General features: G+C 60.6%; 26 protein-coding genes. 22 read left to right on the top strand and 4 right to left on the bottom strand.

Annotated features, from left to right (window positions below):
* Positions 1-16 precede the first annotated feature (16 nt).
* The 7 genes from J3P94_RS06440 to ispD all read left to right on the top strand — a co-directional run bounded on the left by J3P94_RS06440 (position 17) and on the right by ispD (position 7774).
* The gene (locus J3P94_RS06440; protein ID WP_434572128.1) at positions 17-964 is read left to right on the top strand and encodes an acetyl-CoA carboxylase carboxyltransferase subunit alpha; all 948 of its coding nucleotides are present in this window, start codon (positions 17-19) and stop codon (positions 962-964) included.
* A 133-nt stretch (positions 965-1097) separates the two neighbouring features.
* Positions 1098-2423 carry a tRNA lysidine(34) synthetase TilS gene (gene tilS / locus J3P94_RS06445; protein WP_434572130.1) on the top strand — a complete coding sequence of 442 codons (1326 nt, stop codon included), beginning with the start codon at positions 1098-1100 and terminating at the stop codon, positions 2421-2423.
* 274 nt (positions 2424-2697) lie between these two features.
* Positions 2698-4329: a CTP synthase gene (locus tag J3P94_RS06450; RefSeq protein ID WP_434572132.1), complete on the top strand. Its 1632-nt coding sequence runs from the start codon at positions 2698-2700 to the stop codon at positions 4327-4329.
* Between the two features lie 4 nt (positions 4330-4333).
* Positions 4334-5179 (top strand): 3-deoxy-8-phosphooctulonate synthase, encoded by an 846-nt coding sequence (gene kdsA, locus J3P94_RS06455; RefSeq protein WP_041022908.1) that lies wholly within the window; start codon positions 4334-4336, stop codon positions 5177-5179.
* Between the two features lie 154 nt (positions 5180-5333).
* The gene (gene eno, locus J3P94_RS06460; RefSeq protein WP_258631378.1) at positions 5334-6623 is read left to right on the top strand and encodes a phosphopyruvate hydratase; all 1290 of its coding nucleotides are present in this window, start codon (positions 5334-5336) and stop codon (positions 6621-6623) included.
* 168 nt (positions 6624-6791) lie between these two features.
* Positions 6792-7070, top strand: coding sequence for a cell division protein FtsB (gene ftsB / locus J3P94_RS06465; protein WP_003184873.1), 279 nt, complete (start codon positions 6792-6794; stop codon positions 7068-7070).
* A complete protein-coding gene (ispD, locus tag J3P94_RS06470; protein WP_434572134.1) occupies positions 7067-7774 on the top strand; it encodes a 2-C-methyl-D-erythritol 4-phosphate cytidylyltransferase in 708 nt (235 codons plus the stop codon). The genes ftsB and ispD overlap by 4 nt, the downstream gene beginning before the upstream one ends.
* A 170-nt stretch (positions 7775-7944) precedes the next feature.
* Here ispD and J3P94_RS06475 read toward each other — a convergent pair whose 3' ends face one another.
* On the bottom strand, positions 7945-8841 hold the full coding sequence (locus tag J3P94_RS06475) for a LysR substrate-binding domain-containing protein (protein WP_092330626.1): 897 nt from the start codon (positions 8839-8841) through the stop codon (positions 7945-7947).
* Positions 8842-8947: 106 nt separating this feature from the next.
* Here J3P94_RS06475 and J3P94_RS06480 point away from each other — a divergent pair, with 106 nt between their 5' ends.
* The 8 genes from J3P94_RS06480 to rpoS all read left to right on the top strand — a co-directional run bounded on the left by J3P94_RS06480 (position 8948) and on the right by rpoS (position 16086).
* Complete coding sequence (locus J3P94_RS06480) at positions 8948-10060, top strand: S-(hydroxymethyl)glutathione dehydrogenase/class III alcohol dehydrogenase (protein WP_214915574.1); 1113 nt, start codon at positions 8948-8950, stop codon at positions 10058-10060.
* Positions 10061-10068: 8 nt separating this feature from the next.
* The gene (fghA, locus tag J3P94_RS06485) at positions 10069-10914 is read left to right on the top strand and encodes an S-formylglutathione hydrolase (RefSeq protein ID WP_434572137.1); all 846 of its coding nucleotides are present in this window, start codon (positions 10069-10071) and stop codon (positions 10912-10914) included.
* Between the two features lie 43 nt (positions 10915-10957).
* Positions 10958-11431, top strand: a complete 474-nt coding sequence (gene ispF, locus J3P94_RS06490) for a 2-C-methyl-D-erythritol 2,4-cyclodiphosphate synthase (protein WP_305499111.1) — start codon at positions 10958-10960, stop codon at positions 11429-11431.
* Complete coding sequence (gene truD, locus J3P94_RS06495; RefSeq protein WP_434572140.1) at positions 11428-12486, top strand: tRNA pseudouridine(13) synthase TruD; 1059 nt, start codon at positions 11428-11430, stop codon at positions 12484-12486. Before ispF ends, truD begins: the two co-directional genes overlap by 4 nt.
* Positions 12474-13223 carry a 5'/3'-nucleotidase SurE gene (surE, locus tag J3P94_RS06500; protein ID WP_305499115.1) on the top strand — a complete coding sequence of 250 codons (750 nt, stop codon included), beginning with the start codon at positions 12474-12476 and terminating at the stop codon, positions 13221-13223. The genes truD and surE overlap by 13 nt, the downstream gene beginning before the upstream one ends.
* Positions 13224-13264: 41 nt before the next feature.
* Positions 13265-13900 carry a protein-L-isoaspartate(D-aspartate) O-methyltransferase gene (locus J3P94_RS06505; RefSeq protein WP_161796107.1) on the top strand — a complete coding sequence of 212 codons (636 nt, stop codon included), beginning with the start codon at positions 13265-13267 and terminating at the stop codon, positions 13898-13900.
* A gap of 226 nt (positions 13901-14126) precedes the next feature.
* On the top strand, positions 14127-14972 hold the full coding sequence (locus J3P94_RS06510; protein ID WP_305499117.1) for a peptidoglycan DD-metalloendopeptidase family protein: 846 nt from the start codon (positions 14127-14129) through the stop codon (positions 14970-14972).
* Between the two features lie 106 nt (positions 14973-15078).
* On the top strand, positions 15079-16086 hold the full coding sequence (gene rpoS, locus J3P94_RS06515) for an RNA polymerase sigma factor RpoS (RefSeq protein WP_003198289.1): 1008 nt from the start codon (positions 15079-15081) through the stop codon (positions 16084-16086).
* Between the two features lie 490 nt (positions 16087-16576).
* On the opposite strand, the gene fdxA is transcribed toward rpoS, so the two are convergent.
* The 3 genes from fdxA to J3P94_RS06530 form a co-directional block, all read right to left on the bottom strand.
* Positions 16577-16900, bottom strand: a complete 324-nt coding sequence (gene fdxA / locus J3P94_RS06520; protein ID WP_434572143.1) for a ferredoxin FdxA — start codon at positions 16898-16900, stop codon at positions 16577-16579.
* A 144-nt stretch (positions 16901-17044) separates the two neighbouring features.
* Entirely contained in the window at positions 17045-19612 is a 2568-nt protein-coding gene (gene mutS, locus J3P94_RS06525) for a DNA mismatch repair protein MutS (protein WP_434572145.1), read from the bottom strand.
* 671 nt (positions 19613-20283) lie between these two features.
* Complete coding sequence (locus J3P94_RS06530; RefSeq protein WP_434572146.1) at positions 20284-20559, bottom strand: DUF6124 family protein; 276 nt, start codon at positions 20557-20559, stop codon at positions 20284-20286.
* A 548-nt stretch (positions 20560-21107) separates the two neighbouring features.
* Between J3P94_RS06530 and J3P94_RS06535 the strand changes: the two genes are divergently transcribed.
* From J3P94_RS06535 to J3P94_RS06565, 7 genes are all read left to right on the top strand, one after another.
* Positions 21108-21842, top strand: a complete 735-nt coding sequence (locus J3P94_RS06535) for a LexA family transcriptional regulator (protein ID WP_434574106.1) — start codon at positions 21108-21110, stop codon at positions 21840-21842.
* A 459-nt stretch (positions 21843-22301) separates the two neighbouring features.
* Positions 22302-22472, top strand: a complete 171-nt coding sequence (locus J3P94_RS06540; protein WP_434572148.1) for a Com family DNA-binding transcriptional regulator — start codon at positions 22302-22304, stop codon at positions 22470-22472.
* Positions 22473-22487: 15 nt separating this feature from the next.
* A complete protein-coding gene (locus J3P94_RS06545; protein ID WP_434572150.1) occupies positions 22488-23069 on the top strand; it encodes a DUF642 domain-containing protein in 582 nt (193 codons plus the stop codon).
* Between the two features lie 63 nt (positions 23070-23132).
* The gene (locus J3P94_RS06550) at positions 23133-23477 is read left to right on the top strand and encodes a phage holin family protein (RefSeq protein WP_434572152.1); all 345 of its coding nucleotides are present in this window, start codon (positions 23133-23135) and stop codon (positions 23475-23477) included.
* Between the two features lie 195 nt (positions 23478-23672).
* Positions 23673-24257, top strand: coding sequence for a phage tail terminator protein (locus J3P94_RS06555; protein ID WP_434572154.1), 585 nt, complete (start codon positions 23673-23675; stop codon positions 24255-24257).
* Positions 24254-24436, top strand: a complete 183-nt coding sequence (locus J3P94_RS06560) for a DUF2635 domain-containing protein (protein WP_434572155.1) — start codon at positions 24254-24256, stop codon at positions 24434-24436. Before J3P94_RS06555 ends, J3P94_RS06560 begins: the two co-directional genes overlap by 4 nt.
* Entirely contained in the window at positions 24436-25932 is a 1497-nt protein-coding gene (locus tag J3P94_RS06565) for a phage tail sheath subtilisin-like domain-containing protein (RefSeq protein ID WP_434572157.1), read from the top strand. Before J3P94_RS06560 ends, J3P94_RS06565 begins: the two co-directional genes overlap by 1 nt.
* The last annotated feature ends 6 nt before the right edge of the window (positions 25933-25938 follow it).

Below are 25938 nucleotides of genomic sequence, written 5' to 3' on the forward strand. Positions count from 1 at the left end.
CCCAAGACGGACGCCTATGAACCCGAATTTTCTAGATTTCGAACAGCCGATCGCCGACCTTCAAGCCAAGATCGAAGAGTTGCGCTTGGTCGGTAACGACAATTCGCTGAATATCGGCGATGAAATCTCTCGGCTGCAGGACAAGAGCCGCACGCTGACCGAAGACATCTTCGGCAAGCTGACCAGCTGGCAGATCGCGCGTCTGGCGCGGCATCCGCGTCGTCCCTACACCCTGGACTACATTGAACACATCTTTACCGAGTTCGATGAGCTTCACGGCGACCGTCACTTCTCCGATGACGCCGCGATCGTCGGCGGTGTCGCCCGTCTGGATGACCAGCCGGTAATGATCATCGGCCACCAGAAAGGCCGCGAAGTGCGCGAGAAAGTACGCCGCAACTTCGGCATGCCGCGTCCGGAAGGCTACCGCAAGGCCTGCCGCCTGATGGAAATGGCCGAGCGCTTCAAGATGCCGATCCTGACCTTCATCGACACGCCGGGCGCTTACCCGGGGATCGACGCCGAAGAGCGCAACCAGAGCGAGGCGATCGCCTGGAACCTGCGCGTGATGGCTCGCCTGAAGACCCCGATCATCGCTACCGTGATCGGCGAAGGCGGTTCCGGCGGGGCGTTGGCCATCGGCGTCTGCGACCAGTTGAACATGCTGCAATATTCCACTTACGCGGTGATCTCGCCGGAAGGCTGCGCCTCGATCCTGTGGAAAACCGCCGAGAAGGCGCCCGACGCCGCAGAAGCCATGGGCATCACCGCCGAACGCCTGAAGGGCCTGGGTATCGTCGACAAGGTAATCAGCGAGCCAGTGGGCGGCGCCCATCGCGACCCGGCCGCGGCCGCAGCGCTGATTCGTGCGGAGCTGAGTTCCCAGCTGTCGATGCTCAAGAACTTCGATAACGACGCGCTGCTGGCGCGTCGCTACGAGCGGTTGATGAGCTACGGTCTCTGACTCAAGCGCTGTGCCCTGTGTGGGAGCGAGCTTGCTCGCGATGGCGGTTTAACATTCAGCAAGTGAGTTGACTGATACGCCGCCATCGCGAGCAAGCTCGCTCCCACAATTGTTTGTGCCCAGGCTGACTCCTATGAACTCCAGCGCGGATCTGCCAACCCGGCTCCTCACCCAACTATCCCCTTGGCGCAACGCCGCCACCTGGCGCATCGCTTTCTCCGGTGGCCTCGATTCCACTGTCCTTTTGCATCTGCTCGCGACCCTTTCGAAAAACCATTCGTTGCCTGCGCTGAGCGCCATCCACGTCCATCATGGCCTCCAGGCTGTGGCCGATGCCTGGCCTGAACATTGTCATCGGGTTTGCGCAGCCCTTGGCGTGCCTCTGGAGGTGGTCAGTGTGCAGGTCCGCCCCGGCGCCAGCATTGAACGAGCCGCCCGTGACGCGCGGTATGCGGCGTTCATTGCCGCGACGCAGGGCAACGAAGTCTTGCTCACTGGCCAGCATCGTGATGATCAGGCAGAAACCCTGTTGTTTCGTTTGCTGCGCGGGGCAGGGGCGAGGGGCTTGGCGGCGATGCCCCGGCAGCGTCCCTTGGGCCAGGGGCATTTGTTGCGGCCATTGCTCGACGTGTCCCGGGCAGAGTTGGAAAACTACGCGGCGGAGCAAGGCCTGGACTGGATCGAGGATCCCTCCAACAACGATCTCCGGTACGCGCGCAATTATCTGCGCCAGCGGGTCTTCCCGGTGTTGTCCGCGCAGTGGCCCCAAGCGTCGTTGACCCTGGCCCGCAGCGCCGCGCATTTGAGCGAGGCCCAGGGCTTGCTGGACGAGTTGGCGCAGCTCGATCTGCACCGCGCCCGCATCCCGGGCGCATTCGACTGGCTCGGGCTGCAGTCACTGGAACTGGCCCCGTTGCGAGCCTTGTCACCCGCCCGACAGCGCAATGCGCTGAGTCATTGGCTGGCGTTGCTGACAACCCTTCCCGACAGCGATCATTGGGTCGGCTGGGACTCACTGCGTGACGCGCAAGAGGACGCCCGCCCGATCTGGCGACTGGCCGGCGGCGAATTGCACAGGGCCGGCGCAAGAGTCTGGTGGTTATCCGACCACTGGCTGCGCCCGGTCTCGGGCTCCGTAGCCTGGGCACGGGTTGATCAGCCCTTGTCATTGCCCGATAACGGCAGGGTGATCCTGCGCGGCAAGGGCCCCGTCGGCCCCCTCTGTATTCGTTATCGCCAAGGCGGCGAAGTGCTGGACGTTCCCGGCCGTGGTCACCGTGATCTCAAGCGCCTGCTCAATGAAAGCGGCCTACCGGCGTTCGTCCGCGGTCGATTGCCGCTGCTTTATCAGGGTGAACAATTATTGGCGGTGGCCAATCTCGCCGGGCTCGACGCGCAGGTTGATGGCGGTTGGCAATTGATCTGGACGCCAGGAAGCCAAGATCTGGGTTTGAGCTGAAAGGGGCTTTCCGGTAGACTACGCTCCCTTCTTGATACAACTTCTGTGGATTCGCCTGAATTGCAGGAGTTGCCGATTACCAAGCAGTCTTTGCTGGGCGATTCCAAAAAATGTGTAGCGAGCAACGTACCGGTGATTTCACCTCCGGTCTGTCCCGACGCGGCGGTTTTTTTGAAAGGTGCACTGTGATTAATGCAGGTGATCGGGGGCTTCGGCCTTCCTTCGCTCTCCCCGGCGGCTCGGACCGCTTTAACGCAGACTTCTAGGGTTTTTCATGACGCGCTACATATTCGTCACGGGCGGTGTTGTTTCTTCATTGGGGAAAGGCATTGCCTCGGCTTCATTGGCGGCCATCCTGGAGGCGCGGGGACTTAAGGTCACCATGCTCAAGCTGGACCCGTACATCAACGTCGACCCGGGCACCATGAGCCCGTTCCAGCACGGTGAAGTGTTCGTCACCCACGACGGCGCCGAGACCGACCTGGACCTGGGCCACTACGAGCGGTTCATCCGCACGACCATGACCCAGAACAACAACTTCACCACCGGCCGTGTCTACGAGCACGTGTTGCGCAAGGAGCGTCGGGGTGACTACCTGGGCGCGACCATCCAGGTCATTCCGCACATTACCGACGAAATCAAGCGCCGCATCATCAAGGGTGCCGGCGACGCCGACGTGGCGATGGTCGAGATCGGCGGTACCGTGGGCGATATCGAATCCCAGCCGTTCCTCGAGGCCATCCGCCAGCTGCGTTTCGAAATCGGCGCCAAGCGCGCGATGCTGATGCACCTGACGCTGGTCCCGTACATCGCTACCGCCGGTGAAACCAAGACCAAGCCGACCCAGCACTCGGTCAAGGAGCTGCGCTCCATCGGCCTGCAGCCGGACGTGCTGATCTGCCGCTCCGACCACCCGATCGATATTTCCTCGCGCCGCAAGATTGCCCAGTTCACCAACGTCGAAGAGCGTGCGGTGATCGGCCTGGAAGACGCCGACACCATCTACAAGATCCCCGGCATCCTGCATTCCCAGGGCCTGGATGACTTCGTCGTCGAGCGCTTCGGCCTGCAATGCGCCAGTGCCGACCTGTCCGAATGGGACGCGGTGGTCGATGCCAAGCTGAACCCGGAGCACGAAGTCACCATCGCCATGGTCGGCAAGTACATGGAGCTGCTGGACGCTTACAAGTCGCTGATCGAGGCGATGAGTCATGCCGGCATCAGCAACCGCACCAAGGTCAACCTGCGCTACATCGATTCCGAAGATATCGAGAACCAGGGCACCGGCCTGCTCGAAGGCGCCGATGCGATCCTCGTGCCGGGCGGCTTTGGCCTGCGGGGCGTGGAAGGCAAGATCACCGCGGTGCAATACGCTCGCGAGAACAAGGTGCCTTACCTGGGTATCTGCCTGGGCATGCAAGTGGCCGTCATCGAGTTCGCGCGTAATGTGATGGGCTGGAAGGACGCCAACTCCACCGAATTCGATCGCGCCAGCGGCCACCCGGTCGTGGGCCTGATCACCGAGTGGGAAGACGCCACCGGCTCGGTCGAAGTGCGTACCGAAACTTCCGATCTGGGCGGTACCATGCGCCTCGGTGCCCAGGAATGCCTGCTTGAAGCTGGCTCCAAGGTGCATGATTGCTACGCCAAGGACGTGATCGTCGAGCGTCACCGCCACCGCTATGAAGTCAACAACAACCTGCTGCCACAACTGATCGAAGCCGGCCTGAAAATCTCCGGCCGCTCCGGTGACGGTGCGTTGGTTGAAGTGGTCGAGGCCGCGGATCACCCGTGGTTCGTCGCTTGCCAGTTCCACCCGGAGTTCACCTCGACACCGCGTGACGGTCATCCGTTGTTCAGCGGTTTCGTCAAAGCCGCTTTGGCTCAACACCAGAAGAAGGCATAAGACCATGGCCCAGAAGATCATTCGCGTCGGCGACATCGAGATTGCCAACGACAAACCCATGGTGCTGTTCGGCGGCATGAACGTGCTGGAAAGCCGCGACATGGCAATGCAGGTCTGTGAGGAATACGTCAAGGTCACCCAGAAGCTGGGCATCCCTTACGTGTTCAAGGCCAGCTTCGACAAGGCCAACCGTTCATCCGTGACGTCCTACCGTGGTCCGGGCCTGGAAGAGGGCATGCGGATCTTCCAGGACATCAAGCAAGCGTTCGGCGTGCCGATCATCACGGACGTGCATGAGCCTGACCAGGCCGCGGTTGTCGCCGAGGTCTGCGACATCATCCAACTGCCGGCCTTCCTGTCGCGCCAGACCGATCTGGTGGTCGCGATGGCCAAGACCGGCGCGGTGATCAACATCAAGAAAGCCCAGTTCCTCGCGCCCCAGGAAATGAAACACATCCTGAGCAAGTGCGAAGAGGCCGGCAATGATCAACTGATCCTCTGCGAGCGCGGTTCGAGCTTCGGCTACAACAACCTGGTGGTGGACATGCTCGGCTTCGGCATCATGAAGCAGTTCGAGTACCCGGTGTTCTTCGACGTTACTCATGCGCTGCAGATGCCCGGTGGTCGGTCCGATTCCGCCGGCGGTCGTCGCGCCCAGGTAACCGACCTGGCCAAGGCCGGCATGAGCCAGTCCCTGGCGGGCCTGTTCCTCGAAGCCCACCCTGATCCGGACAACGCCAAGTGCGACGGACCTTGTGCCCTGCGCTTGAACAAGCTGGAACCTTTCCTGTCTCAGCTCAAGGCGCTGGACGAGCTGGTCAAGGGTTTTCCGACGATAGAAACCGCGTAACACGGCTTTCTCCGGTAAAGTACCGCTCGATAAACGCTCTGGCCTGCGGGCCGGGCGTTATCGTCGGCGAGCCTGCCCGCTGCTCTGTACCCGCCGACGGTAAAAGATTTCCTCTCGCTGCGTCGTTTTCGTCAACTTTGGAGTGTTCACAACAATGGCAAAAATCGTCGACATCAAAGGTCGTGAAGTTCTCGACTCCCGTGGCAACCCCACTGTCGAAGCGGACGTGCTTCTCGACAACGGCATCATCGGCAGCGCCTGCGCGCCGTCCGGTGCTTCCACTGGCTCGCGCGAAGCGCTGGAGCTGCGTGATGGCGACAAGAGCCGTTACCTGGGCAAGGGCGTGCTGAAGGCCGTCGCCAACATCAACGGTCCGATCCGTGACCTGTTGCTGGGCAAGGACCCCGCCGACCAGAAAGCCCTCGACCAGGCCATGATCAAACTCGACGGTACCGAAAACAAAGCGACCCTGGGCGCGAACGCGATCCTCGCCGTTTCCCTGGCCGCCGCCAAGGCTGCCGCCCAGGACCAGGACCTGCCGCTGTACGCGCACATCGCCAACCTGAACGGTACCCCGGGCGTCTACTCGATGCCGGTGCCGATGATGAATATCATCAACGGCGGCGAGCATGCCGATAACAACGTCGACATTCAGGAGTTCATGGTCCAGCCGGTCGGCGCCAAGTCCTTCTCCGAAGGCCTGCGTATGGGCACCGAGATTTTCCATCACCTCAAAGCTGTGCTGAAGGCTCGTGGCCTGAGCACTGCGGTTGGCGACGAGGGCGGCTTCGCGCCGAACCTGGCGTCCAACGAAGACGCGCTGAAAGTGATCTCCGAAGCCGTGGCCAACGCTGGCTACAAGCTGGGCACCGACGTGACCCTGGCCCTGGACTGCGCGGCCAGCGAGTTCTTCGAAGACGGTAAATACAACCTGTCCGGCGAAGGCCAGGTGTTCACCGCCGAAGGTTTTGCCGACTACCTCAAGGGCCTGACCGAGCGCTACCCGATCATCTCCATCGAAGATGGCCTGGACGAGTCCGACTGGGCTGGCTGGAAAATCCTCACCGACAAGATCGGCGAGAAAACCCAGCTGGTGGGTGACGACCTGTTCGTGACCAACACCAAGATCCTGAAAGAGGGCATCGACAAGAAGATCGCCAACTCGATCCTGATCAAGTTCAACCAGATCGGTACCCTGACCGAAACCCTGGAAGCCATCCAGATGGCCAAGGCTGCCGGCTACACCGCGGTCATCTCCCACCGTTCCGGTGAAACCGAAGACTCGACCATTGCCGACCTGGCCGTGGGTACTGCGGCAGGCCAGATCAAGACCGGTTCCCTGTGCCGTTCCGACCGCGTTTCCAAGTACAACCAACTGCTGCGTATCGAAGAGCAGTTGAACGGCAAGGCCAAGTACAACGGCCGTGCCGAGTTTCGCGGCTAAGCGGTAAATGGTAAAAAGACAGCGGATTGTGTCGCAAAGGTCGCCAAGGCGACGGTTTTGCCTCTAATCTGATGCCTTATCAAGCACAAGCCTGGATTTTCCAGGCTTCGTGCTATCAGACCTTCAAGTTTGGCATGGCGGTCTTTTTTCACTGGATACTGATATTCGATGCGCAGTCCCAATTGGTTGTTTCTTGTCTTGCTTCTCTTGCTGGCCGGCTTGCAGTACCGCCTGTGGGTGGGTAATGGCAGCCTGGCGCAAGTGGCCGACCTGACTCAGCAAATTGCCGACCAGCACGCTGAAAACGAGGCGCTGCTGGAGCGTAACCGGGTAATGGACGCCGAAGTGACAGAGCTGAAAAAAGGCATGGAGACCGTTGAAGAGCGGGCTCGACATGAGCTGGGCATGGTCAAGGAGGGCGAAACCCTCTACCAGTTGGCCCAATGAGTATTCGTTTGCCGGCCTTCTGGGCCGTGATTCCTGCCGCGGGCGTTGGTGCCCGCATGGCCGCGGACCGTCCCAAGCAATATCTGCAGCTGGGCGGACGTACCATTCTCGAACACAGCCTTGGCTGCTTTCTCGACCACCCAACCGTCAAGGGCGTGGTGGTCAGCGTTGCACAGGATGATCCTTACTGGCCGACACTGGCCTGCGCCAGCGATCCTCGAATCCAGCGTGTGGACGGCGGTGAGCAGCGTTCCGATTCGGTGCTCAATGCCTTGTTGCACCTTCATGAACACGGCGCCGACGATTTCGATTGGGTCCTGGTGCATGACGCCGCGCGGCCCAATCTGGCGCGGGGCGATCTCGACACATTGCTCCATGAGCTGGCGAACGATCCGGTCGGAGGACTCTTGGCAGTGCCCGCCCGCGATACGCTCAAGCGCGTCGACAAGCATGGCCGTGTGTTGGAAACGATCGATCGCAGCGTGATCTGGCAAGCCTACACGCCACAGATGTTCCGCCTCGGCGCCTTGCATCGGGCCCTGGCCGACAGCCTGGTGGCGGATGCACTGATCACCGACGAAGCTTCGGCCATGGAATGGGCGGGGCAGGCGCCTCGGTTGATCGAAGGGCGATCGGACAACATCAAGGTCACCCGGCCGGAAGACCTGGAGTGGTTGCGCCAGCGCTGGGCGAATCGGCATTGAGCTGAGTCTGTTTCCTCTTTAGATCGCCATCATCTGGGCCGACGCTATCGCGAGCAAGCTCGCTCCCACATTGGATCTTCAGCGGATACAAATTTTGAGTACAACTAAAATTCCCTGTGGGAGCGAGCTTGCTCGCGATGGCGTCATCCAAGGCAACACAAAAACCACTGTCACCCCCGATACTCCGGCCGCTCAGCCAACCCCTCCTTCAAGTAATCCACCAACTTGCGCACCTTGGGCGACAGATGTCGCTGCTGCGGGTACAGTGCCCAAACCGCTGTGTTCGGCGGCTGATGAGCCTCCAGCAAAGAGATCAGCGCACCGCTGTGCAGATGTTCAAGCACGTAATAATCCGGCAACTGGCACAAACCCACGCCTTGAAGCGCCGCATCAAGCACCGCTTGCCCACTGTTACAACGCCAGTTTCCCTGCACCCGTTGAGAAAATTCCCGCCCGTTCTGCTCCAGTTGCCAAATGTCGGAGCTGCCGATGAGGCAGTTGTGACGGCTCAGTTCCGACACACTGTGGGGCCGACCGTAGCGTTCCAGGTAGGACGGTGAAGCACAGAGGTACATGCGCCGCGGCGCCAGGCGTGTCGCGACCAGGCGCGAGTCCTGCAGGCGGCCGAGGCGAATCGCCAGGTCAAGGCTTTCGTGAACCAGGTCCAGTGGGCGATTGCTCAGTTCGATGTCTACTCGCAGTTGCGGGTACAGCCCCATGAACCGCGTCACCAGCGGCACGATAAAGCGCTCGCCGTAGGCCACGGCGCAGGTCATCCGCAGCATGCCCTTAGGTTCGCTGGTGAGATCACCCACCGCCCGCAGTGCTTCCTCGCGTCCGTCCTGCAGGCGTTGGCAATGCTGCAGAAAAGTCTGACCAGCCTCGGTGAGGGTCACACGTCGGGTACTGCGATAGAGCAATCGTGTCTGCAGACGCTCTTCCAGCCGTACGATTTGTCGACTGATGTGAGAAGACGAAACCCCCAGGCGCTCGGCCGCCGCGGTGAACTGGCTGCATTCGGCCACGGCGACGAACTCGTCGATGCCTTCCCAGCGATTGTCAGACATCAAGGATTGTCCCTATACGGCAATAATGTTTTGCTTTTGGTTGGATTATTCATCGTTCGGCGAAGGATTACACTCCGGTCTTGTTTTTATTTGCCGGAGAATCCGAATGATCAAGTCGCGCGCCGCCGTTGCCTTCGAGGCCAAGAAACCCCTGGAAATCGTTGAAGTCGACGTCGCCATGCCGAAAGCCGGCGAGGTGCTGTTGCGCGTGGTGGCTTCGGGCGTTTGCCATACCGACGCCTACACGTTGTCGGGCGCCGACCCGGAGGGGATCTTCCCGTCGATACTCGGACATGAAGGCGGCGCGATCGTCGAGGCCATTGGCGAAGGCGTGACTTCGGTGGCAGTGGGTGACCATGTGATTCCGCTGTACACACCGGAGTGCGGCCAGTGCAAATTCTGCAAGTCGGGCAAGACCAACCTGTGTCAGGCGATTCGCGCCACCCAGGGCAAAGGCCTGATGCCGGACGGCACTTCGCGCTTTTCCTATAAGGGCGAGACGATTTTCCACTACATGGGCACTTCGACGTTCTCTGAATACACCGTGCTGCCGGAAATCTCCGTAGCGAAGATTCCAAAAGAAGCGCCGCTGGAAAAAGTCTGCCTGCTGGGCTGCGGCGTCACCACCGGCATCGGCGCGGTGCTCAATACCGCCAAGGTCAAGCCAGGGGACACCGTGGCAATCTTCGGCCTGGGCGGCATCGGCCTGTCGGCAGTGATCGGCGCGGTGAAAGCCAAGGCCTCGCGCATCATCGCTATCGACATCAACCCGGCCAAGTTCGAAATCGCCAGGCAGCTCGGCGCGACCGATTGTGTCAACCCGAAAGACTTCGACCGCCCGATCCAGGAAGTCATCGTCGACATGACCGATGGCGGCGTGGACTTCTCCTTTGAATGCATCGGCAATGTCCAGTTGATGCGCGCCGCGCTGGAATGCTGCCACAAGGGCTGGGGCGAGTCGGTGATCATCGGCGTGGCCGGGGCCGGCCAGGAAATTGCCACCCGTCCATTCCAGCTGGTGACCGGCCGCGTCTGGCGCGGTTCGGCCTTTGGCGGCGTGCGTGGTCGCAGCGAGTTGCCAAGCTATGTGGAAATGGCCGAAAAGGGCGAGATCCCGCTGGATACTTTCATCACCCACACCATGGGCCTGGAAGATATCAACAAGGCATTCGACCTGATGCACGAAGGCAAGAGCATCCGTACCGTTATTCATTTCTGAGGTCGGTCATGAGCCTGGAAAACATCTCCTGCCAGAAAAGCTTCGGCGGCTGGCACAAACGTTACCGCCACCGTTCCGAAGTGCTCGGTTGTGACATGGTCTTTGCCGTCTACCTGCCGCCGCAAGCCGAGCAGGGCGGCAAGCTGCCGGTGCTGTACTGGTTGTCCGGACTGACCTGCACCGATGAAAACTTCATGCACAAGGCCGGTGCCCAGCGCATGGCCGCCGAGTTGGGGCTGATCATCGTTGCGCCGGACACCAGCCCCCGTGGCGCCGACGTGCCGGGCGATCCGGACGGCGCGTGGGATTTCGGCCTGGGCGCGGGTTTTTATGTGAACGCCACGCAGGATCCTTGGGCGCGGCACTATCGGATGCATGATTATGTGGTGCAGGAATTGCCGACGCTGGTCGAAGCACATTTCCCTGCCTCGGATAAACGCGGCATCAGCGGTCATTCCATGGGCGGCCATGGCGCACTGGTCTGCGCCTTGCGCAACCCTGGGCGCTACCGTTCGTTGTCGGCTTTTTCGCCAATCAACAACCCGATGGATTGCCCGTGGGGGCAGAAGGCTTTTTCCCGCTACCTGGGGGAAGACCGCTCGAAATGGCGTGAGTGGGATGCCTGTGCATTGATCGCCGAGGCGCAGGAAAAGCTGCCACTGCTGGTGGATCAGGGTGATCGCGATGATTTCCTGGCCAATCAGCTCAAGCCCGAAGCGCTGCAGCAGGCGGCCAAAGCGGCCGGTCATCCGCTGGAGTTGCGCCTGCAAGCAGGCTACGACCACAGCTATTTCTTCATCGCCAGCTTTATTGATGAACACTTGCAGCATCATGCGCGCGCTCTGAACGCCTAATGCAGGTAGAATCACGCCCTGACAAAAATCGGGGCGTTTTTTTATGCGTATTGGCCACGGCTACGATGTTCACCGTTTCGCTGAAGGCGACTTCATTACTCTGGGCGGCGTGCGTATCGCACACGGCTTCGGGCTGCTTGCGCATTCTGACGGTGACGTGTTGCTGCACGCCTTGAGCGACGCTCTGCTCGGCGCGGCTGCCCTGGGCGACATCGGCAAGCATTTCCCGGACACCGACCCGCAATTCAAGGGCGCCGACAGCCGCGTACTGCTGCGCCACGTGGTCGCGTTGATCCACGCCAAGGGCTGGGTCGTCGCCAATGTCGACAACACCATTATTGCCCAGGCCCCCAAGATGGCGCCGCACATCGAAGCGATGCGCCAGCGGATTGCCGAGGATCTCCAAGTTGAGCTGGACCAGGTGAACGTCAAGGCCACCACGACCGAGAAGCTTGGTTTCGTTGGTCGCGAAGAAGGCATCGCCGTCCATTCCGTCGCCTTGTTGCAGCGCCCATGACCGAACTGGAACTCTTGGGCCCGCGGGCCTACGGTGAGACATTGGGCCGTGCGGTACTGAAGGCTACCGCCGAGGACTTCCAGGTCGACGAAGTGCTTGATATCCCGTTGTCCGGTGATGGCGAGCATCTGTGGATCTGGGTGGAAAAACGCGGCTTGAATACCGAGGAGGCTGCCCGGCGAATCGCCAAGGCCGCCGGCGTGCCTTTGCGCACGGTCAGCTACGCCGGGCTCAAGGATCGTCAGGCCCTGACCCGGCAATGGTTCAGCGTGCAATTGCCCGGCAAGGCCGACCCGGACCTGTCGACGGCGGAAAACGATACGCTGAAGATTCTCAAGACCGCACGCCACAGACGCAAACTGCAGCGCGGCGCGCACTCGGCCAATGGCTTTACCTTGCGCCTGACCCAATTCTCGGGCGACAAAGAGGCTATCGAGACACGTCTGCAACACATCGCCCTTCAAGGCATTCCGAATTATTTTGGTGCCCAGCGCTTTGGCCATGACGGTGGCAATGTCGTCGATGCCCGTGCCTGGGCGGCGCGCAAGGCTTTGCCGGAGCAGCGCAACGTGCGTTCTCGGCTGTTGTCCACCGCGCGCAGCTTTCTGTTCAACCGGGTGCTGGCGGCGCGAGTCGCCGACGGTACCTGGCGGCAAGCCCAGGTGGGCGACTTGCTCGCCTTTACCGACAGCCGTAGTTTTTTCCCTGCCGGTGAGGCTGAGTGCAGCGATCCGCGCCTGGCCATTCTCGATCTGCACCCGACCGGGCCGCAGTGGGGCGAAGGACCTTCGCCCGCCGCCGGGGCAACCTTCGAATTGGAGCAGGCCATCGCCGCGGACGAGGCCGATCTGCGGGACTGGTTGATAAACGCGGGAATGAGTCACGAACGTCGCATCCTGCGACTGCCCATTGGCGGGCTGTCGTGGCATTATCCCTCGCCTGACATTCTGCAATTGGAATTCGTCCTGCCGGCCGGATGTTTCGCCACTGTCTTGGTGCGCGAACTCGTCGATCTGGTGCCGGTGGGGCAGACGGACAGCCCATGCGTATTCTGATTTCTAACGACGACGGGGTGACAGCACCCGGTCTTGCCGCGCTTTATGCTGCGCTGGCGGATTTTGCCGAGTGCGTGGTCATCGCCCCGGACCAGGACAAAAGCGGCGCGAGCAGCTCGCTGACGCTCGACCGTCCGCTGCATCCCTGCTACCTGGACAACGGTTTCATCAGCCTCAACGGCACGCCGACCGATTGCGTGCATCTGGGCCTGAACGGCCTGCTGGAGCGCGAGCCCGACATGGTGGTCTCCGGGATAAATCTGGGGGCCAACCTGGGCGATGACGTACTGTATTCCGGAACGGTCGCCGCCGCCCTGGAAGGTCGTTTCCTCAACCATACGTCGTTTGCCTTTTCGTTTGTTTCACGGCAGGTCGACAATTTGCCCACTGCCGCCTACTTCGCCCGCAAACTGGTGCAGGCCCACGGCGAACTGGACCTGCCGCCGCGTACGGTGCTGAACGTGAATATCCCGAATCTGCCGCTTGATCATATCCGTGGCATCCAGCTCACTCGCCTGGGCCACCGCGCCCGTGCCGCCAGGCCGATGCATGTTGTCGACCCGCGCGGCAAGGCCGGCTACTGGATCGCCGCTGCTGGTGATGCCGAAGATGGCGGGCCTGGCACCGACTTCCATGCAGTGATGCAGGGCTATGTCTCGATCACACCCTTGCAGCTCGATCGCACTTTCAACGATGCCTTTCGAAGTCTCGATGGCTGGCTGGAGGGGCTGCGCTGATGGGTCGTGAACAAGACGATATGCTGCGCCGCGGAATTGGCATGACCTCCCAGCGGACCCGGGAACGGTTGATCCAGCGGCTGTACGAAGAAGGCTTGTCCAACGCCCAGGTGCTCGAGGTGATTCGCCGTACGCCGCGTCATCTTTTCGTCGATGAAGCGTTGGCTCATCGCGCCTATGAAGACACGGCGTTGCCGATCGGCCACAACCAGACCATTTCCCAGCCCTACATGGTGGCTCGCATGAGCGAGTTGCTGCTGGAGGCGGGGCCGCTGGACAAGGTGCTGGAGATCGGCACAGGCTCGGGTTACCAGACCGCGGTATTGTCGCAGTTGGTGGAGCGGGTGTTTTCCGTGGAGCGAATCAAGGTCCTTCAGGATCGCGCCAAGGAGCGCCTGGTGGAGCTGAACCTGCGCAACGTGGTGTTTCGCTGGGGCGACGGTTGGGAAGGCTGGCCGGCACTGGCGCCTTATAACGGCATCATCGTCACGGCCGTTGCCACCGATGTTCCCCAGGCCCTGCTGGACCAACTCGCTCCCGGCGGGCGACTGGTGATTCCGGTGGGTGCGGGCGAAGTCCAGCAACTGATGTTGATTGTGCGTGAAGAACACGGTTTTTCACGACACGTCCTCGGGGCGGTGCGTTTCGTGCCGTTGCTCAACGGGCCACTGGCCTGAGCATTTATAGACAGACGCTGAATTCCGGGGCACGACATGTGTCTTACGGCAGCAGCTGTTCGACAAGCGCTGGTTTGCCAAACAGCGTTCAACAGCATCGAGCAAACGTGTGCGGCAGCTTTTCGCGCTTCCTTTATGGAAGCGTGGTGTCGGCTCGCCACGGGGCAATATTTCTGCCTGGACAGGCAGTGTGCAATTTTTTCAGCCACCACAAAGGGAGCGGCGGGTGAGTCTCACAGTCATTGCGCAGCGTATGGGTATCACGAGCTTCAAGCGCCTGGTGACTGGCCTTCTCTTGAGTACCTTGCTGGTCGGTTGTTCCAGTACTCCGTCGGGTAATGTCCGGGTGGTCGATCGCAACAATGCGACACCGCAGCGGCCTACAGTGACGACCGGCCAGTATGTAGTCCGTCGCGGCGATACGCTGTTTTCCATCGCGTTTCGCTACGGCTGGGACTACAAAGCCCTCGCGGCTCGCAATAACATTCCTGCGCCTTATACTATCCATCCGGGTCAGACAATTCGCTTTGACGGTCGCAGTGCCTCAACGCCTACCGCGGTCGTGACGCAGTCGGGTTCGACCCCGTCATCCTCAAGCAAAACCACGGTTATCCGTCGTCCGGCCGGTGCCGCAACGGCGACTGTACCGTCCGTCGCGAACAAGCCGGCACCCGCTCCGATGCCTCCGGCGGGCCCCGCCCCGACCGGCTGGGGATGGCCTTCTAATGGCGTTCTCATTGGAAAATTCTCTTCAAACGGTAGTTTGAATAAAGGAATTGATATCGCCGGGGATTTGGGACAGCCTGTTTTGGCAGCGTCTGATGGCACGGTCGTGTACGCCGGGAGTGGTTTAAGGGGCTACGGCGAACTCGTGATCATCAAACACAGCGATACCTACGTCAGTGCCTACGGTCACAACCGCAGGCTGTTGGTTCGGGAGGGGCAGCAGGTCAAGGTCGGACAGACAATTGCCGAAATGGGCTCAACGGGTACGGATCGAGTGAAACTGCATTTTGAGATTCGCCGACAAGGTAAACCTGTGGATCCGCTGCAATTCCTGCCACGTCGTTGATTTGCTTGTCAGCCTGTTCCGTCGCGTAGAGGGAACAGGCTCCAGCGTTGCCAAGGATAAAGGCGTCGCTTGAGCTTGAGGTCGAACTCACCAAAGGACTATAACAATGGCTCTCAGTAAAGAAGTGCCGGAGTTTGACATCGACGATGAGGTCCTCCTTATGGAGACCGGCATCGCTATGGATTCGATGTCGAATGATGAAGGGGCGACTCCACCTTCCGTTCGTGCCAAATCCAAACACTCCGCTTCACTTAAACAACATAAGTACATCGATTACACCCGGGCGCTGGACGCCACTCAGCTGTACCTCAACGAAATCGGCTTCTCACCACTGCTCTCCCCCGAGGAAGAAGTTCATTTTGCGCGCTTGTCGCAAAGTGGCGACCCGGCGGGTCGAAAACGCATGATTGAAAGCAACCTGCGCCTGGTGGTGAAAATCGCCCGACGCTACGTCAATCGTGGGCTTTCGCTGCTGGACCTGATCGAAGAGGGCAACCTGGGCCTGATTCGCGCCGTCGAGAAGTTCGACCCCGAGCGCGGCTTCCGTTTCTCGACCTATGCGACCTGGTGGATCCGCCAGACCATCGAACGGGCGATCATGAATCAGACCCGGACCATCCGGCTGCCGATCCACGTGGTCAAGGAGCTCAACGTCTACCTGCGGGCCGCCCGCGAGTTGACCCAGAAGCTCGACCACGAACCTTCACCCGAGGAAATCGCCAACCTGCTGGAAAAACCGGTGGGCGAGGTCAAGCGCATGCTCGGTCTCAACGAGCGGGTCTCATCGGTCGACGTTTCACTGGGGCCAGACTCGGACAAGACGCTGCTCGACACCCTTACCGACGATCGTCCGACCGATCCATGCGAGTTGCTCCAGGATGATGACTTGTCCCAAAGCATCGACCAATGGCTCTCGGAGCTCACGGACAAGCAAAGGGAAGTGGTGATCCGCCGCTTCGGCTTGCGTGGTCATGAAAGCAGCACCCTTGAAGACGTGGGTCTGGAGATTGGTTTGACCCGTGAGCGGGTCCGGCAGATCCAGGTCGAAGGCCTCAAGCGCCTCCGGGAGATCCTGGAGAAGAACGGCCTGTCTAGCGAGTCGTTGTTCCAGTAAACCAGGCAAGCGCAGCAGAGAAAGCCCCGACTGAGTTCGGGGCTTTTGCTTTTGTCGGCAGAGACAATTTCTCATCAGCCCATTTTTTGTAGCTTCAGTTTGTAAGCTTTTGCCTAGTGTTACGTAAGCGTTCGGTTCCACGACGATGGGATAGATTGCTAATAAAGCGTTTTATAAGCTTGCAACTAACTGTTTTTAAAAGATTTTTATAAGTGTGACTGGCTCGTGACAATGCCGGCGGAGCGCCGCCGAGGCATTGCACTCGTTTGGAAAAACACTAATATCAATCCTGTGTCGACGGACAGACACACCCGTCAAGGACGATGGGAAGGAAGGACATCGCAGGACGCGATTCATCAGGACGATGAAAAGGATTAAAGGGATTATGGAAAAAATGTGGGCGGGTCAAACCGCCCCTTTTTTTTGCCCGCGATTTTGTTCCAGGCAGCAAAAAGGCCCGCAAGGGGCCTTTTCAGCGAACGCTGGGTAATCAGCGTTCCAGGTCTGCAATCTTGCCAGGCTTGCCATCCCATTCTTCGGCGTCGGGCAGGGCGTCTTTCTTCTCGGTGATGTTCGGCCAGATATCCGCCAGTTCGGCGTTCAGCGCGATGAAGTTCTCCATACCGGCCGGCACTTCGTCTTCCGAGAAAATGGCGTTCGCCGGGCATTCCGGTTCACACAGGGCGCAGTCGATGCACTCGTCCGGGTGAATGACCAGGAAGTTCGGGCCTTCGTAAAAGCAGTCCACCGGACAGACTTCTACGCAGTCGGTGTACTTGCACTTGATGCAGTTGTCGGTGACGACGAAGGTCATTTCTAATTCTCTCCTCAGGCGGCTGCGGCGAAGCCCCATCACGGTAGGGGTCGCGAGGTTTGGGAGCGATTGTCTGCAAACCCAGGCTAATAGGCCGCAGCATCCCAAACCGCGCGAGATTCTAACAGCTTGAAAGCCTGTGCGTTAGACCCGTGTCTTCAATGTATAGAGTAAATCCAGCGCCCGGCGCGGGGTCATGTCGTCGAGGTCGAGCTTGGCCAGTTCGTCGAGCACCGGATGCGGCAGGCTGGCGAACAGGTCGCTTTGCTGCGGCGCGGCCGGTTTGCCTTTGGTCGGGCGCGGTACCTCGTGCGGCAAGCTGGTGGTCTCCAGGCGGCTGAGGTGCTCGCGAGCGCGGGTGATGACGTCGCTCGGCACACCGGCCAGTTGTGCCACCGCCAGGCCGTAGCTCTGGCTGGCCGGGCCGGGCAGTACGTGGTGAAGGAACACGATGCGTTCGTTGTGCTCGGTGGCGTTGAGGTGGACGTTGGCCACCAGCGGCTGGCTCTCCGGCAACACCGTCAATTCGAAATAGTGCGTGGCGAACAGGGTATAGGCGCGCAACTGGGCCAGACGTTCAGCGGCCGCCCAGGCCAGGGACAGGCCGTCGAAGGTGCTGGTGCCGCGACCGACTTCGTCCATCAGCACCAGGCTGCGCTCGGTGGCATTGTGCAGGATGTTCGCGGTTTCGCTCATTTCCACCATGAAGGTCGAACGCCCACCGGCCAGGTCATCGCTGGAGCCGATCCGGGTGAAGATCCGGTCCACCAGGGACAGTTCGCAACTGGCCGCCGGGACAAAGCTGCCGATGTGAGCCAGCAATACGATCAGCGCGGTCTGGCGCATGTAGGTGGATTTACCGCCCATGTTCGGACCGGTGATTACCAGCATGCGGGTATTGTCGTCCAGGCTCAGGTCGTTGGCCACGAACGGCGTGGTCAATACCTGCTCGACCACCGGATGACGACCCTGGCTGATGCGCATGCACGGCTCGCTGACGAAGCGTGGGCAATTGAGGTCCAGGTTCAGCGCGCGCTCGGCCAGGTTGCTCAACACGTCCAGTTCCGCCAGGGCGGCAGCGGTGTCCTGCAACGGTGGGAGCTGGCTGATCAAATCTTCGAGCAGCGCTTCGTAGAGCATCTTTTCCCGGGCGAGGGCGCGACTCTTGGCTGACAGCGCCTTGTCCTCGAAAGCCTTGAGTTCCGGCGTGATGAAACGCTCGGCGCCCTTGAGGGTCTGGCGGCGAATGTAATCGGCCGGGGCTTGCTCGGCCTGCTTGCTCGGCAGCTCGATGAAGTAGCCATGGATGCGGTTGTAGCCGACCTTGAGGTTGGCAAGGCCGGTACGGGCCTTTTCCCGGGCTTCGAGGTCGATCAGGAACTGGCCGGCGTTTTCGCTCAGCGATTGCAGCTCGTCGAGTTCGGCGTCGTAACCGGTTTTCAGCACGCCGCCGTCCCGAATTACCGCTGGCGGATTGTCGATAATGGCCTTTTCCAGCAGCGCGGCCAGTTCCGGGTAGGTGCTGGTGGTGCGCGCCAGTTGCTGCAGGTGAGGTGCTTCAAGGTCGGTCATCGCCACCTGAAGTTCGGGCAGCGCGCCGAGGGCGTCGCGCAGGCGCGCCAAGTCGCGAGGACGGGCGTTGCGCAGGCCGATCCGCGCGAGGATCCGCTCGATATCGCCGATTTCCTTGAGCTGCGGTTGCAACTGCTCGAAACGATAGCGGTCCAGCAGGCAAGTAATGGAAGACTGGCGTGCTTGCAGTACCGTCAGGTCCCGCAGCGGTCGGTTCAGCCAGCGGGTCAGCAGGCGGCTGCCCATGGCAGTCTGGCAGCGATCGACTACCGATTGCAGGGTGTTATCGCGGCCACCGGCCAGGTTGGTGTCCAGTTCCAGGTTGCGTCGGCTCGCGCCGTCCAGCACGACCGTGTCATCCAGGCGTTCGTGACGCAGGCTGCGCAGATGGGGCAGGGCGGTGCGCTGGGTTTCCTTGGCGTAAGCCAGCAGGCAACCGGCGGCGCCGATGGCCAGGGTCAGGTTCTCGCAGCCGAAGCCCTTGAGGTCCTGGGTGGAAAACTGCTGGCAGAGACTTTTCAACGCCGAGTCGCGCTCGAAATCCCACGGCGCCCGGCGACGTACGCCACGGCGTTTTTCCGCTGGCAGGTCTTTGGGCCAGTCATCCGGGATCAACAACTCCACCGGATTGACCCGCTCTAGTTCCGCCAGCAGGTTTTCCCAGCCTTTGATTTCCAATACCGAGAAGTTGCCGCTGGTGATGTCCAGCACGGCCAGGCCGAACAGGCGCTCATCGCCGAGGACGGCGGCGATCAGGTTGTCCCGACGTTCATCCAGCAATGCCTCGTCACTGACAGTGCCCGGGGTGATGATCCGCACGACCTGGCGCTCCACCGGGCCCTTGCTGGTGGCCGGATCGCCGACCTGTTCGCAAATCACCACGGACTCGCCCAGCTTGACCAGTTTCGCCAGGTAGCCTTCCGCCGCGTGGTAAGGAATCCCACACATCGGAATCGCCATGCCCGCCGATTGCCCACGCGCCGTCAGGGTGATGTCCAACAGCTTGGCGGCCTTCTTCGCGTCCTCGTAGAAGATCTCGTAGAAGTCGCCCATGCGATAGAACATCAGCTGATCGGGGTGCTGGTTCTTCAGGCGCCAGTATTGCTGCATCATCGGCGTGTGGGAGGACAGGTCGTTCACGGCTGTATTCATGGGTGTCAGGCAAAGCTCGTTGAAAGGTGTGGGGCAAAAGTGGGGCATTGGCCCGGCTTTTCCGCGATGGGCGCAAGGTTAACATGGGCGGTCTGGTGCGACCCATATGTGAGTGGTTTTGGGATTGGGTGTATATCCGTTTCTGCGGTAACGGCTGCCTATGGTTCCGCCTTTAACAGGCGCCCGAAATCAACGTCCACCGCGAGGCGGCTTAAAGTCGACCTGGCTGTATGTGGATCGCGTTTCTCCTGTGGGAGCGAGCCTGCTCGCGAAGGCAGCAGCGTATTCACAACTGAACCCACGCCTTTCTCGACCTGAAGGTCTATGCGATCCGTGGCGAGGGAGCTTGCTCCCGCTCGGCTGCGCAGCAGTCGTAAACCAGCCAATTGTTTTTCCTGGCGCACCGCGTTGAGTGGATTTGGGGCTGCTGCGCAGCCCAGCGGGAGCAAGCTCCCTCGCCACAAGTGCGCATGAGCCGTTCAAAACATTTACAAGTAATAAGATTGTGGCAGCGGGCCTGCTCGCGAAGACGCCCTGACAGCCGGCCTGCTTCTCCGGCTGTACTCGTTCCAACTGTGGGAGCGAGCTTGCTCGCGATGACGGCAGCGAATTCAACACCTCTGTTGGTGACGCATCGCTTGGGTTCGCTTCAACAGCGGCTACCTGGGATCCACCATATCCAATGCCCGATTCGCCAGCAACTGGCTCAGCTCGATCATCTGGAGGATCCCTAGTGCGATATGTCGTCGCGAGCCTTCCAGGTCAAACGCGAGATCGCTCACCATGGCGTTGGCCGAGGCCAGGGTTTCGCTGAGGTTGGCGAGCAGGCATTCGGCGTCGATGTTGGGAGCAATAAGGTAGAGGGTATCGGATCTTTCCCCGTCGGCTTTTGGCTTGAGGTCATCGTCCGGGGAGTTGGGTATGTGCTGGGGCATGTTTTCGGATCCTTGAGGTTGAGCCACCACTCACTCGCGACTAAACGAGGGGTGGCAGCTGTACGCAGGTTAGTCGACCGGGGATCCAAGGAACCGGCGCGCCCGAGGGCGCCCTGCGCACAGCTACCATCAAGTGCAGGGATATGAGTTCCTGACTGAATGGAGCAATGAGCGCCTTGGAATGCCGAGCGACTAAACCCGATCACTGATAGGCAGTGACAAGATCAAAAGTACCGGTGGGGCCCAAGGCGCACAAGCCGGCGGATTCTGGCGTAGTTGTAGGCAGAGGCGCAAGGCAACGTAGTCTCGCGATGCGCATTTGAAGGACGGGGAGGGAGGTTCTTCCTAGAACTGTGTAGGGCAAATCCCGTGGCGAGGGAGCTTGCTCCCGCTGGGCTGCGCAGCAGCCCCTTTTGTGAGCGCTGCGCACTCAAGCGGGAGCAAGCTCCCTCGCCACAAAAGCATCTGGCAGAGCTTAAGCACAGTGTTTGCGTATTTATGCAAAACAGCATTTGTCTTCCGCGAAAAGAACAAGCATTATGCGCGTTATGCAAAAACGCAACGTTTCTACCGTATTAAGAGCATTGCTCGATCAGCACGGGATCTCCCCCACGGAGCTTCACCGGCGTACCGGCGTGCCTCAGTCCACCCTCTCGCGGATCCTCAGCGGCAAAATCGTCGACCCTTCGGATAAACACATCTCGAAGATCGCCGAATATTTCGCCGTGAGCACCGACCAGCTGCGTGGGCGCGTCGACGTTGCGCATGTCGGCAACAGCCGCCGCGAAGAGCCGCATTCCGAACTCAAGGACATAAGCCTGTGGGACGATGACACGCCCGTCGAGGAAGACGAGGTGTCCGTTCCTTTTCTGCGTGAGGTTGAATTGGCTGCTGGATCAGGAAGATTCGTCATCGAGGAAAGCGAGCGCTCAAGCCTGCGTTTCGGCAAGCGCAGCCTGCGCCACAACGGCGTGCAGTTCGACCAGGCCAAGTGCGTGACGGTGCGCGGCAACAGCATGTTGCCGGTGCTGCGCGACGGCGCCACGGTCGGGGTGAACGCGGGCAAATGCGGGATCGGCGACATCGTTGACGGTGACCTCTACGCCATCAATCACAACGGCCAACTGCGGGTGAAGCAGCTTTATCGCCTGCCCACCGGCATTCGCCTGCGCAGCTTCAACCGCGATGAGCATCCGGACGAGGACTACACGTTCCAAGAAATGCAGGACGAGCAGATCGTCATCCTCGGTCACGTCTTCTGGTGGGGCATGTACGCCCGTTAACGCTTCCGCTGTCAGATAGAACCCGCCGTCGTGCGGGTTTTTTTTCGCCTCCTGGAAACCTTCAAACCCGGTACTTACGCGGGCTCCATGCATTTGCGCATTCCTTGAGCATAAATAAATGCATTTACGCATTGACTGTATATGCATCCATGCATATTCTGTGTCCAAGCCGCTCGACAAAGCGGCTGGCAACAAAGCTCTTTAGTTCCACCAACAGGCAGCGATGAACCGGCCTTAACGGTTCAGAGGGTTGGCAACTGACCCGGGTGTGCAGCGTAAAGCACCACAAGCAGTTATCCGGCGGGCAGGGACCGCGGTCGGAGGAACAATTTGAATGGATCCGTACCGCGCCAGTCGCGCCGAAAGATCAAGCGCATTACTGAAAAGCCTGGGCGACCGGGCTTTTTGGAATGCCTGTGCCGCGAGGTACTTCAAACCGCCGCCGTGGGAGGGCTTTAAATGCTGAAGGACTTCAGATGCGGTCACTGCAAAAGACTTCTTGCCCGCATGGGCGAGAACACCGAACTCCAGATCAAGTGTCCCCGTTGCGGGACATTGAATCATGTGAAGGCCGTTGAGCCTCGAGTGAACGCCGGCGAGCAATGTATCAACCGTGCAATCAATCACTAACTCAACAGGTGGATCATGAATAGTTTCAAGAAATACGCTACCCCGCTGATGCTCTGCGGCGTCCTGTTCGGTGTCGGAGGCAACGCTGTTGCTGCCAACCTTCTGGTCAACGGTAGCTTCGAACAGCCAGGCTGCAGCGCAAGTTGCATATTGAATACTCCAGCGCAAGCCAACTTCATTACGGGTTGGACGACGTTCCTGTCTGGAGCCGAGTATTTCAACCTGCCCGCTTCGATTGGCGGTTCCCTGGCGGCGGATGGCGTCGTAATTGTCGACTTGGCTAACTATATCTATAGCAACGGCGGCGGCATTCAGCAGAACTTTGCAACCTCCGTTGGCGCCAAGTACCGCTTGACCTTCAGCGCAGGTAATTCGCGTTACGCAAGTCGTTCCGGTGAAGGTGTTATCCAAATAAAAGTGGCGGGCCAAAGTGTCACTTTCAACACCCCTTCAGCAAAAGGTAGAGCTGTTGAGTGGAGCACCATTACGTATGACTTCATCGCGACCTCGCCTCAGACAACCCTGGCTTTTTCCAATGAGCAGAATCCGTATGCCAACTATGCCTTTATCGACAACGTAATCGTTGAGCGACTGTAGAACGTTATCTGGCTGTCCAGGCCTGACCCCCGTTCTTTCATCCATCTCCCCAGGAAACGAGACATGACAAACGAGCAACAAGCGTTGCTGGACATGCCGATCTGGCTGGTCATCGTGCTCGCCCTGGTGGGCGGGGTGACTGGCGAGATGTGGCGTGCCGACAAGGAGGGCGCCCGTGGCTGGTCACTGCTGCGGCGCCTGGCCCTGCGCTCCGGCGCCTGCATGATCTGTGGCGTCTCGGCGATCATGCTGTTGTACGCCATGGGCCTGTCGATCTGGGCCGCCGGTGCCTTCGGTTGCCTGACCGCGATGGCCGGGGCTGACGTGGCCATCGGGCTTTACGAGCGTTGGGCCGCCAAGCGGATGGGCATCAGTGAGCTACCGCCGCGCGATTCCCGTTCCGACTGATTTCCCGCCGCCGCTGCAAGATCGATGCGACTTGCCTGGATGCCAGGGCCTGACACTTATCCCCTGTGGGAGCGAGCTTGCTCGCGATTGCACTCTGACATCCAACATCTCCATCGACTGATACACCGCTTTCCCGAGCAGGCTCGCTCCCACAGGTTTCCCTGACGCTACCTTCCATACCACTGGAATTCTCCCATGAAGATCACCCCGATCCTCACGCAACTGCGTGAGCAATGCCCCACGCTCGCCCAACGCGTGGCGGCAGGCTTTGACCTTGCCACGCTGCAAGCCCAGGCCCCGCTGCAAACCCCCTGCGCCTATGTCCTGGCAACCGCCGACGTTGCCAGCAAGAACGCGGCGCAGAACGTCACGCTGCAAGCGGTGCGTGATCGTTTCGATGCCGTGCTGGTGCTCGACGCGACTGACGCGACAAAAGCGCTGGATCTATTGCACGACATGCGGGCTGAAGTGTGGCGCGCGCTGGTGGGGTTCAAGCCGGGCGCTGAGTACACCGGCGTCGAGTACGACGGCAGCGAGCTGGTTTCCATCAATAGCAGTCGCGTGTTGTACCGGCTGCGCTTTTTCGCCGAATTCCAACTGGGCCGCAATCTGCCGGGCCAGCCTGCCGAAAGCTGGCATGAGCGTGAACTGGACGGCTTGTCGTCCTTTACCGGGGCCACCGTGCGCGTCGATGCCATCGACCCGGCGGACCCCAACCTGAAACGTCCCGGCCCCGACGGGCGCCTGGAACTGACTTTCTCTGGAGACGTAACCCCATGAGCAAACGCATCACCGTGCTGCCGGCCCCTGGCCGCGCCGTACCGGACCCGGAAGCGGGCGACCTGTTGCCCCTCGAAGGCCGTGAAGTGCCGGACAACGCCTGGTGGCGTCGACGTCTGGCCGATGGCGATATCACTACCAAAGCCGTGCAAGCGGTAAAACCAAAGGGAGCCAAATAATGGCGATTGGATTTAGCAACATTCCCGCGGACATTCGTGTTCCGCTGTTCTACGCCGAGATGGACAATTCGGCCGCCAATAGCGCGTCGTCGGCCATGCGCCGGTTGATCGTCGCCCAGGTCAACGACAACGTCGCCCCGGCCGAAGCCGGCAAGCTGGTGCTGGTGTCCAGCGTCGCGCTGGCCAAGAGCATTGGCGGGCAAGGCTCGATGCTGGCGTCGATGTACGAAACCTGGCGCAAGACCGACCCGATCGGTGAGATCTGGTGCCTGCCGCTGCATAACGTCGAAGGGGCGATTGCCCAAGGTACGCTGACGCTGACCGGCAGCGCTGCGGAGAGCGGCGTGCTCAACCTGTACGTAGGTGGCGTGCGTGTCCAGGCCGCTGTCGTCAAAGGTGCCAGCGCAGCCCAGGCGGCCACGGCGCTGACCCTCAAGATCAACGCATCCGCCGACCTGCCGGTGACCGCCGCGGCCGCCGAAGGCGTGGTGACCCTCAGTGCCAAATGGACCGGCGCCAGCGGCAATGACATCAGCCTGCAATTCAATCGCCTGGGCAAGAGCAACGGCGAAGACACCCCGGCCGGCTTGACCACGGCCATCACTGCCATGGCCGGCGGCGCCGGTGTGCCGGACCAGACTGCCGCCGTCGCCGCCCTGGGCGATGAGCCGTTCGAGTTCATTGCCATGCCTTGGTCCGATGTGTCGAGCCTCGACACCTGGCAAGCGGTCATGGATGACAGCACCGGCCGCTGGTCTTGGGCCAAGCAGTTGTTCGGTCACGTCTACAGTGCCAAGCGCGGCACCCTCGGCACTCTTGTCGCCGCCGGCCAGGCCCGCAACGATCAGCACATGACCATCCAGGCCCTGGAGCCGGGCGTGCCGCAACCGTTCTGGGTACAGGCCGCTGCGCTGGCCGCGCGCACTGCGGTGTTCATTTCCGCCGACGCCAGCCGCCCGACCCAAAGCGGCAGCCTGCCGGGGCTCGATCCGGCATCGGCCAGCGAGCGCTTCACCCTGACCGAGCGACAGTCGTTGCTCAACTACGGCATCGCGACCGCTTACTACGAAGGCGGCTACGTTCGTATCCAGCGTTCCATCACCACCTATCAGAAGAATGCCTTCGGCCAGGCGGACAACTCCTACCTGGACAGCGAAACCATGCACCAGTCGGCGTTCATCGTGCGGCGCCTGCAAAGCGTGATCACCAGCAAATACGGTCGCCACAAACTGGCCTCCGACGGCACCCGTTTCGGCGCCGGCCAGCCCATCGTCACCCCGAGCACCATTCGCGGTGAGTTGATCGCCCAGTACGCCAAGCTTGAGTTGGAAGGCCATGTGGAAAATGCCGAGCTGTTTGCCGAACACTTGATCGTCGAACGCGACAGCCAGGACCCGAGCCGGGTCAACGTGCTGTTCCCGCCGGACTACATCAACGGTCTGCGCGTGTTCGCGCTGCTCAACCAATTCCGCCTGCAATACGACGCCGCTGCCTGACAGTGG

Source organism: Pseudomonas sp. Z3-8, from assembly GCF_051131975.1.
Taxonomy (GTDB): Bacteria; Pseudomonadota; Gammaproteobacteria; order Pseudomonadales; family Pseudomonadaceae; genus Aquipseudomonas.

Excerpts from the sequence above, each read along its gene's own strand:
- J3P94_RS06440 (WP_434572128.1), top strand. The coding sequence starts at position 17 with ATGAACCCGAATTTTCTAGATTTCGAACAGCCGATCGCCGACCTTCAA.
- tilS (WP_434572130.1), top strand. The coding sequence starts at position 1,098 with ATGAACTCCAGCGCGGATCTGCCAACCCGGCTCCTCACCCAACTATCC.
- J3P94_RS06450 (WP_434572132.1), top strand. The coding sequence starts at position 2,698 with ATGACGCGCTACATATTCGTCACGGGCGGTGTTGTTTCTTCATTGGGG.
- kdsA (WP_041022908.1), top strand. The coding sequence starts at position 4,334 with ATGGCCCAGAAGATCATTCGCGTCGGCGACATCGAGATTGCCAACGAC.
- eno (WP_258631378.1), top strand. The coding sequence starts at position 5,334 with ATGGCAAAAATCGTCGACATCAAAGGTCGTGAAGTTCTCGACTCCCGT.
- ftsB (WP_003184873.1), top strand. The coding sequence starts at position 6,792 with ATGCGCAGTCCCAATTGGTTGTTTCTTGTCTTGCTTCTCTTGCTGGCC.
- ispD (WP_434572134.1), top strand. The coding sequence starts at position 7,067 with ATGAGTATTCGTTTGCCGGCCTTCTGGGCCGTGATTCCTGCCGCGGGC.
- J3P94_RS06475 (WP_092330626.1), bottom strand. The coding sequence starts at position 8,841 with ATGTCTGACAATCGCTGGGAAGGCATCGACGAGTTCGTCGCCGTGGCC.
- J3P94_RS06480 (WP_214915574.1), top strand. The coding sequence starts at position 8,948 with ATGATCAAGTCGCGCGCCGCCGTTGCCTTCGAGGCCAAGAAACCCCTG.
- fghA (WP_434572137.1), top strand. The coding sequence starts at position 10,069 with ATGAGCCTGGAAAACATCTCCTGCCAGAAAAGCTTCGGCGGCTGGCAC.
- ispF (WP_305499111.1), top strand. The coding sequence starts at position 10,958 with ATGCGTATTGGCCACGGCTACGATGTTCACCGTTTCGCTGAAGGCGAC.
- truD (WP_434572140.1), top strand. The coding sequence starts at position 11,428 with ATGACCGAACTGGAACTCTTGGGCCCGCGGGCCTACGGTGAGACATTG.
- surE (WP_305499115.1), top strand. The coding sequence starts at position 12,474 with ATGCGTATTCTGATTTCTAACGACGACGGGGTGACAGCACCCGGTCTT.
- J3P94_RS06505 (WP_161796107.1), top strand. The coding sequence starts at position 13,265 with ATGACCTCCCAGCGGACCCGGGAACGGTTGATCCAGCGGCTGTACGAA.
- rpoS (WP_003198289.1), top strand. The coding sequence starts at position 15,079 with ATGGCTCTCAGTAAAGAAGTGCCGGAGTTTGACATCGACGATGAGGTC.
- fdxA (WP_434572143.1), bottom strand. The coding sequence starts at position 16,900 with ATGACCTTCGTCGTCACCGACAACTGCATCAAGTGCAAGTACACCGAC.
- J3P94_RS06530 (WP_434572146.1), bottom strand. The coding sequence starts at position 20,559 with ATGCCCCAGCACATACCCAACTCCCCGGACGATGACCTCAAGCCAAAA.
- J3P94_RS06535 (WP_434574106.1), top strand. The coding sequence starts at position 21,108 with ATGCAAAAACGCAACGTTTCTACCGTATTAAGAGCATTGCTCGATCAG.
- J3P94_RS06540 (WP_434572148.1), top strand. The coding sequence starts at position 22,302 with ATGCTGAAGGACTTCAGATGCGGTCACTGCAAAAGACTTCTTGCCCGC.
- J3P94_RS06545 (WP_434572150.1), top strand. The coding sequence starts at position 22,488 with ATGAATAGTTTCAAGAAATACGCTACCCCGCTGATGCTCTGCGGCGTC.
- J3P94_RS06550 (WP_434572152.1), top strand. The coding sequence starts at position 23,133 with ATGACAAACGAGCAACAAGCGTTGCTGGACATGCCGATCTGGCTGGTC.
- J3P94_RS06555 (WP_434572154.1), top strand. The coding sequence starts at position 23,673 with ATGAAGATCACCCCGATCCTCACGCAACTGCGTGAGCAATGCCCCACG.
- J3P94_RS06560 (WP_434572155.1), top strand. The coding sequence starts at position 24,254 with ATGAGCAAACGCATCACCGTGCTGCCGGCCCCTGGCCGCGCCGTACCG.
- J3P94_RS06565 (WP_434572157.1), top strand. The coding sequence starts at position 24,436 with ATGGCGATTGGATTTAGCAACATTCCCGCGGACATTCGTGTTCCGCTG.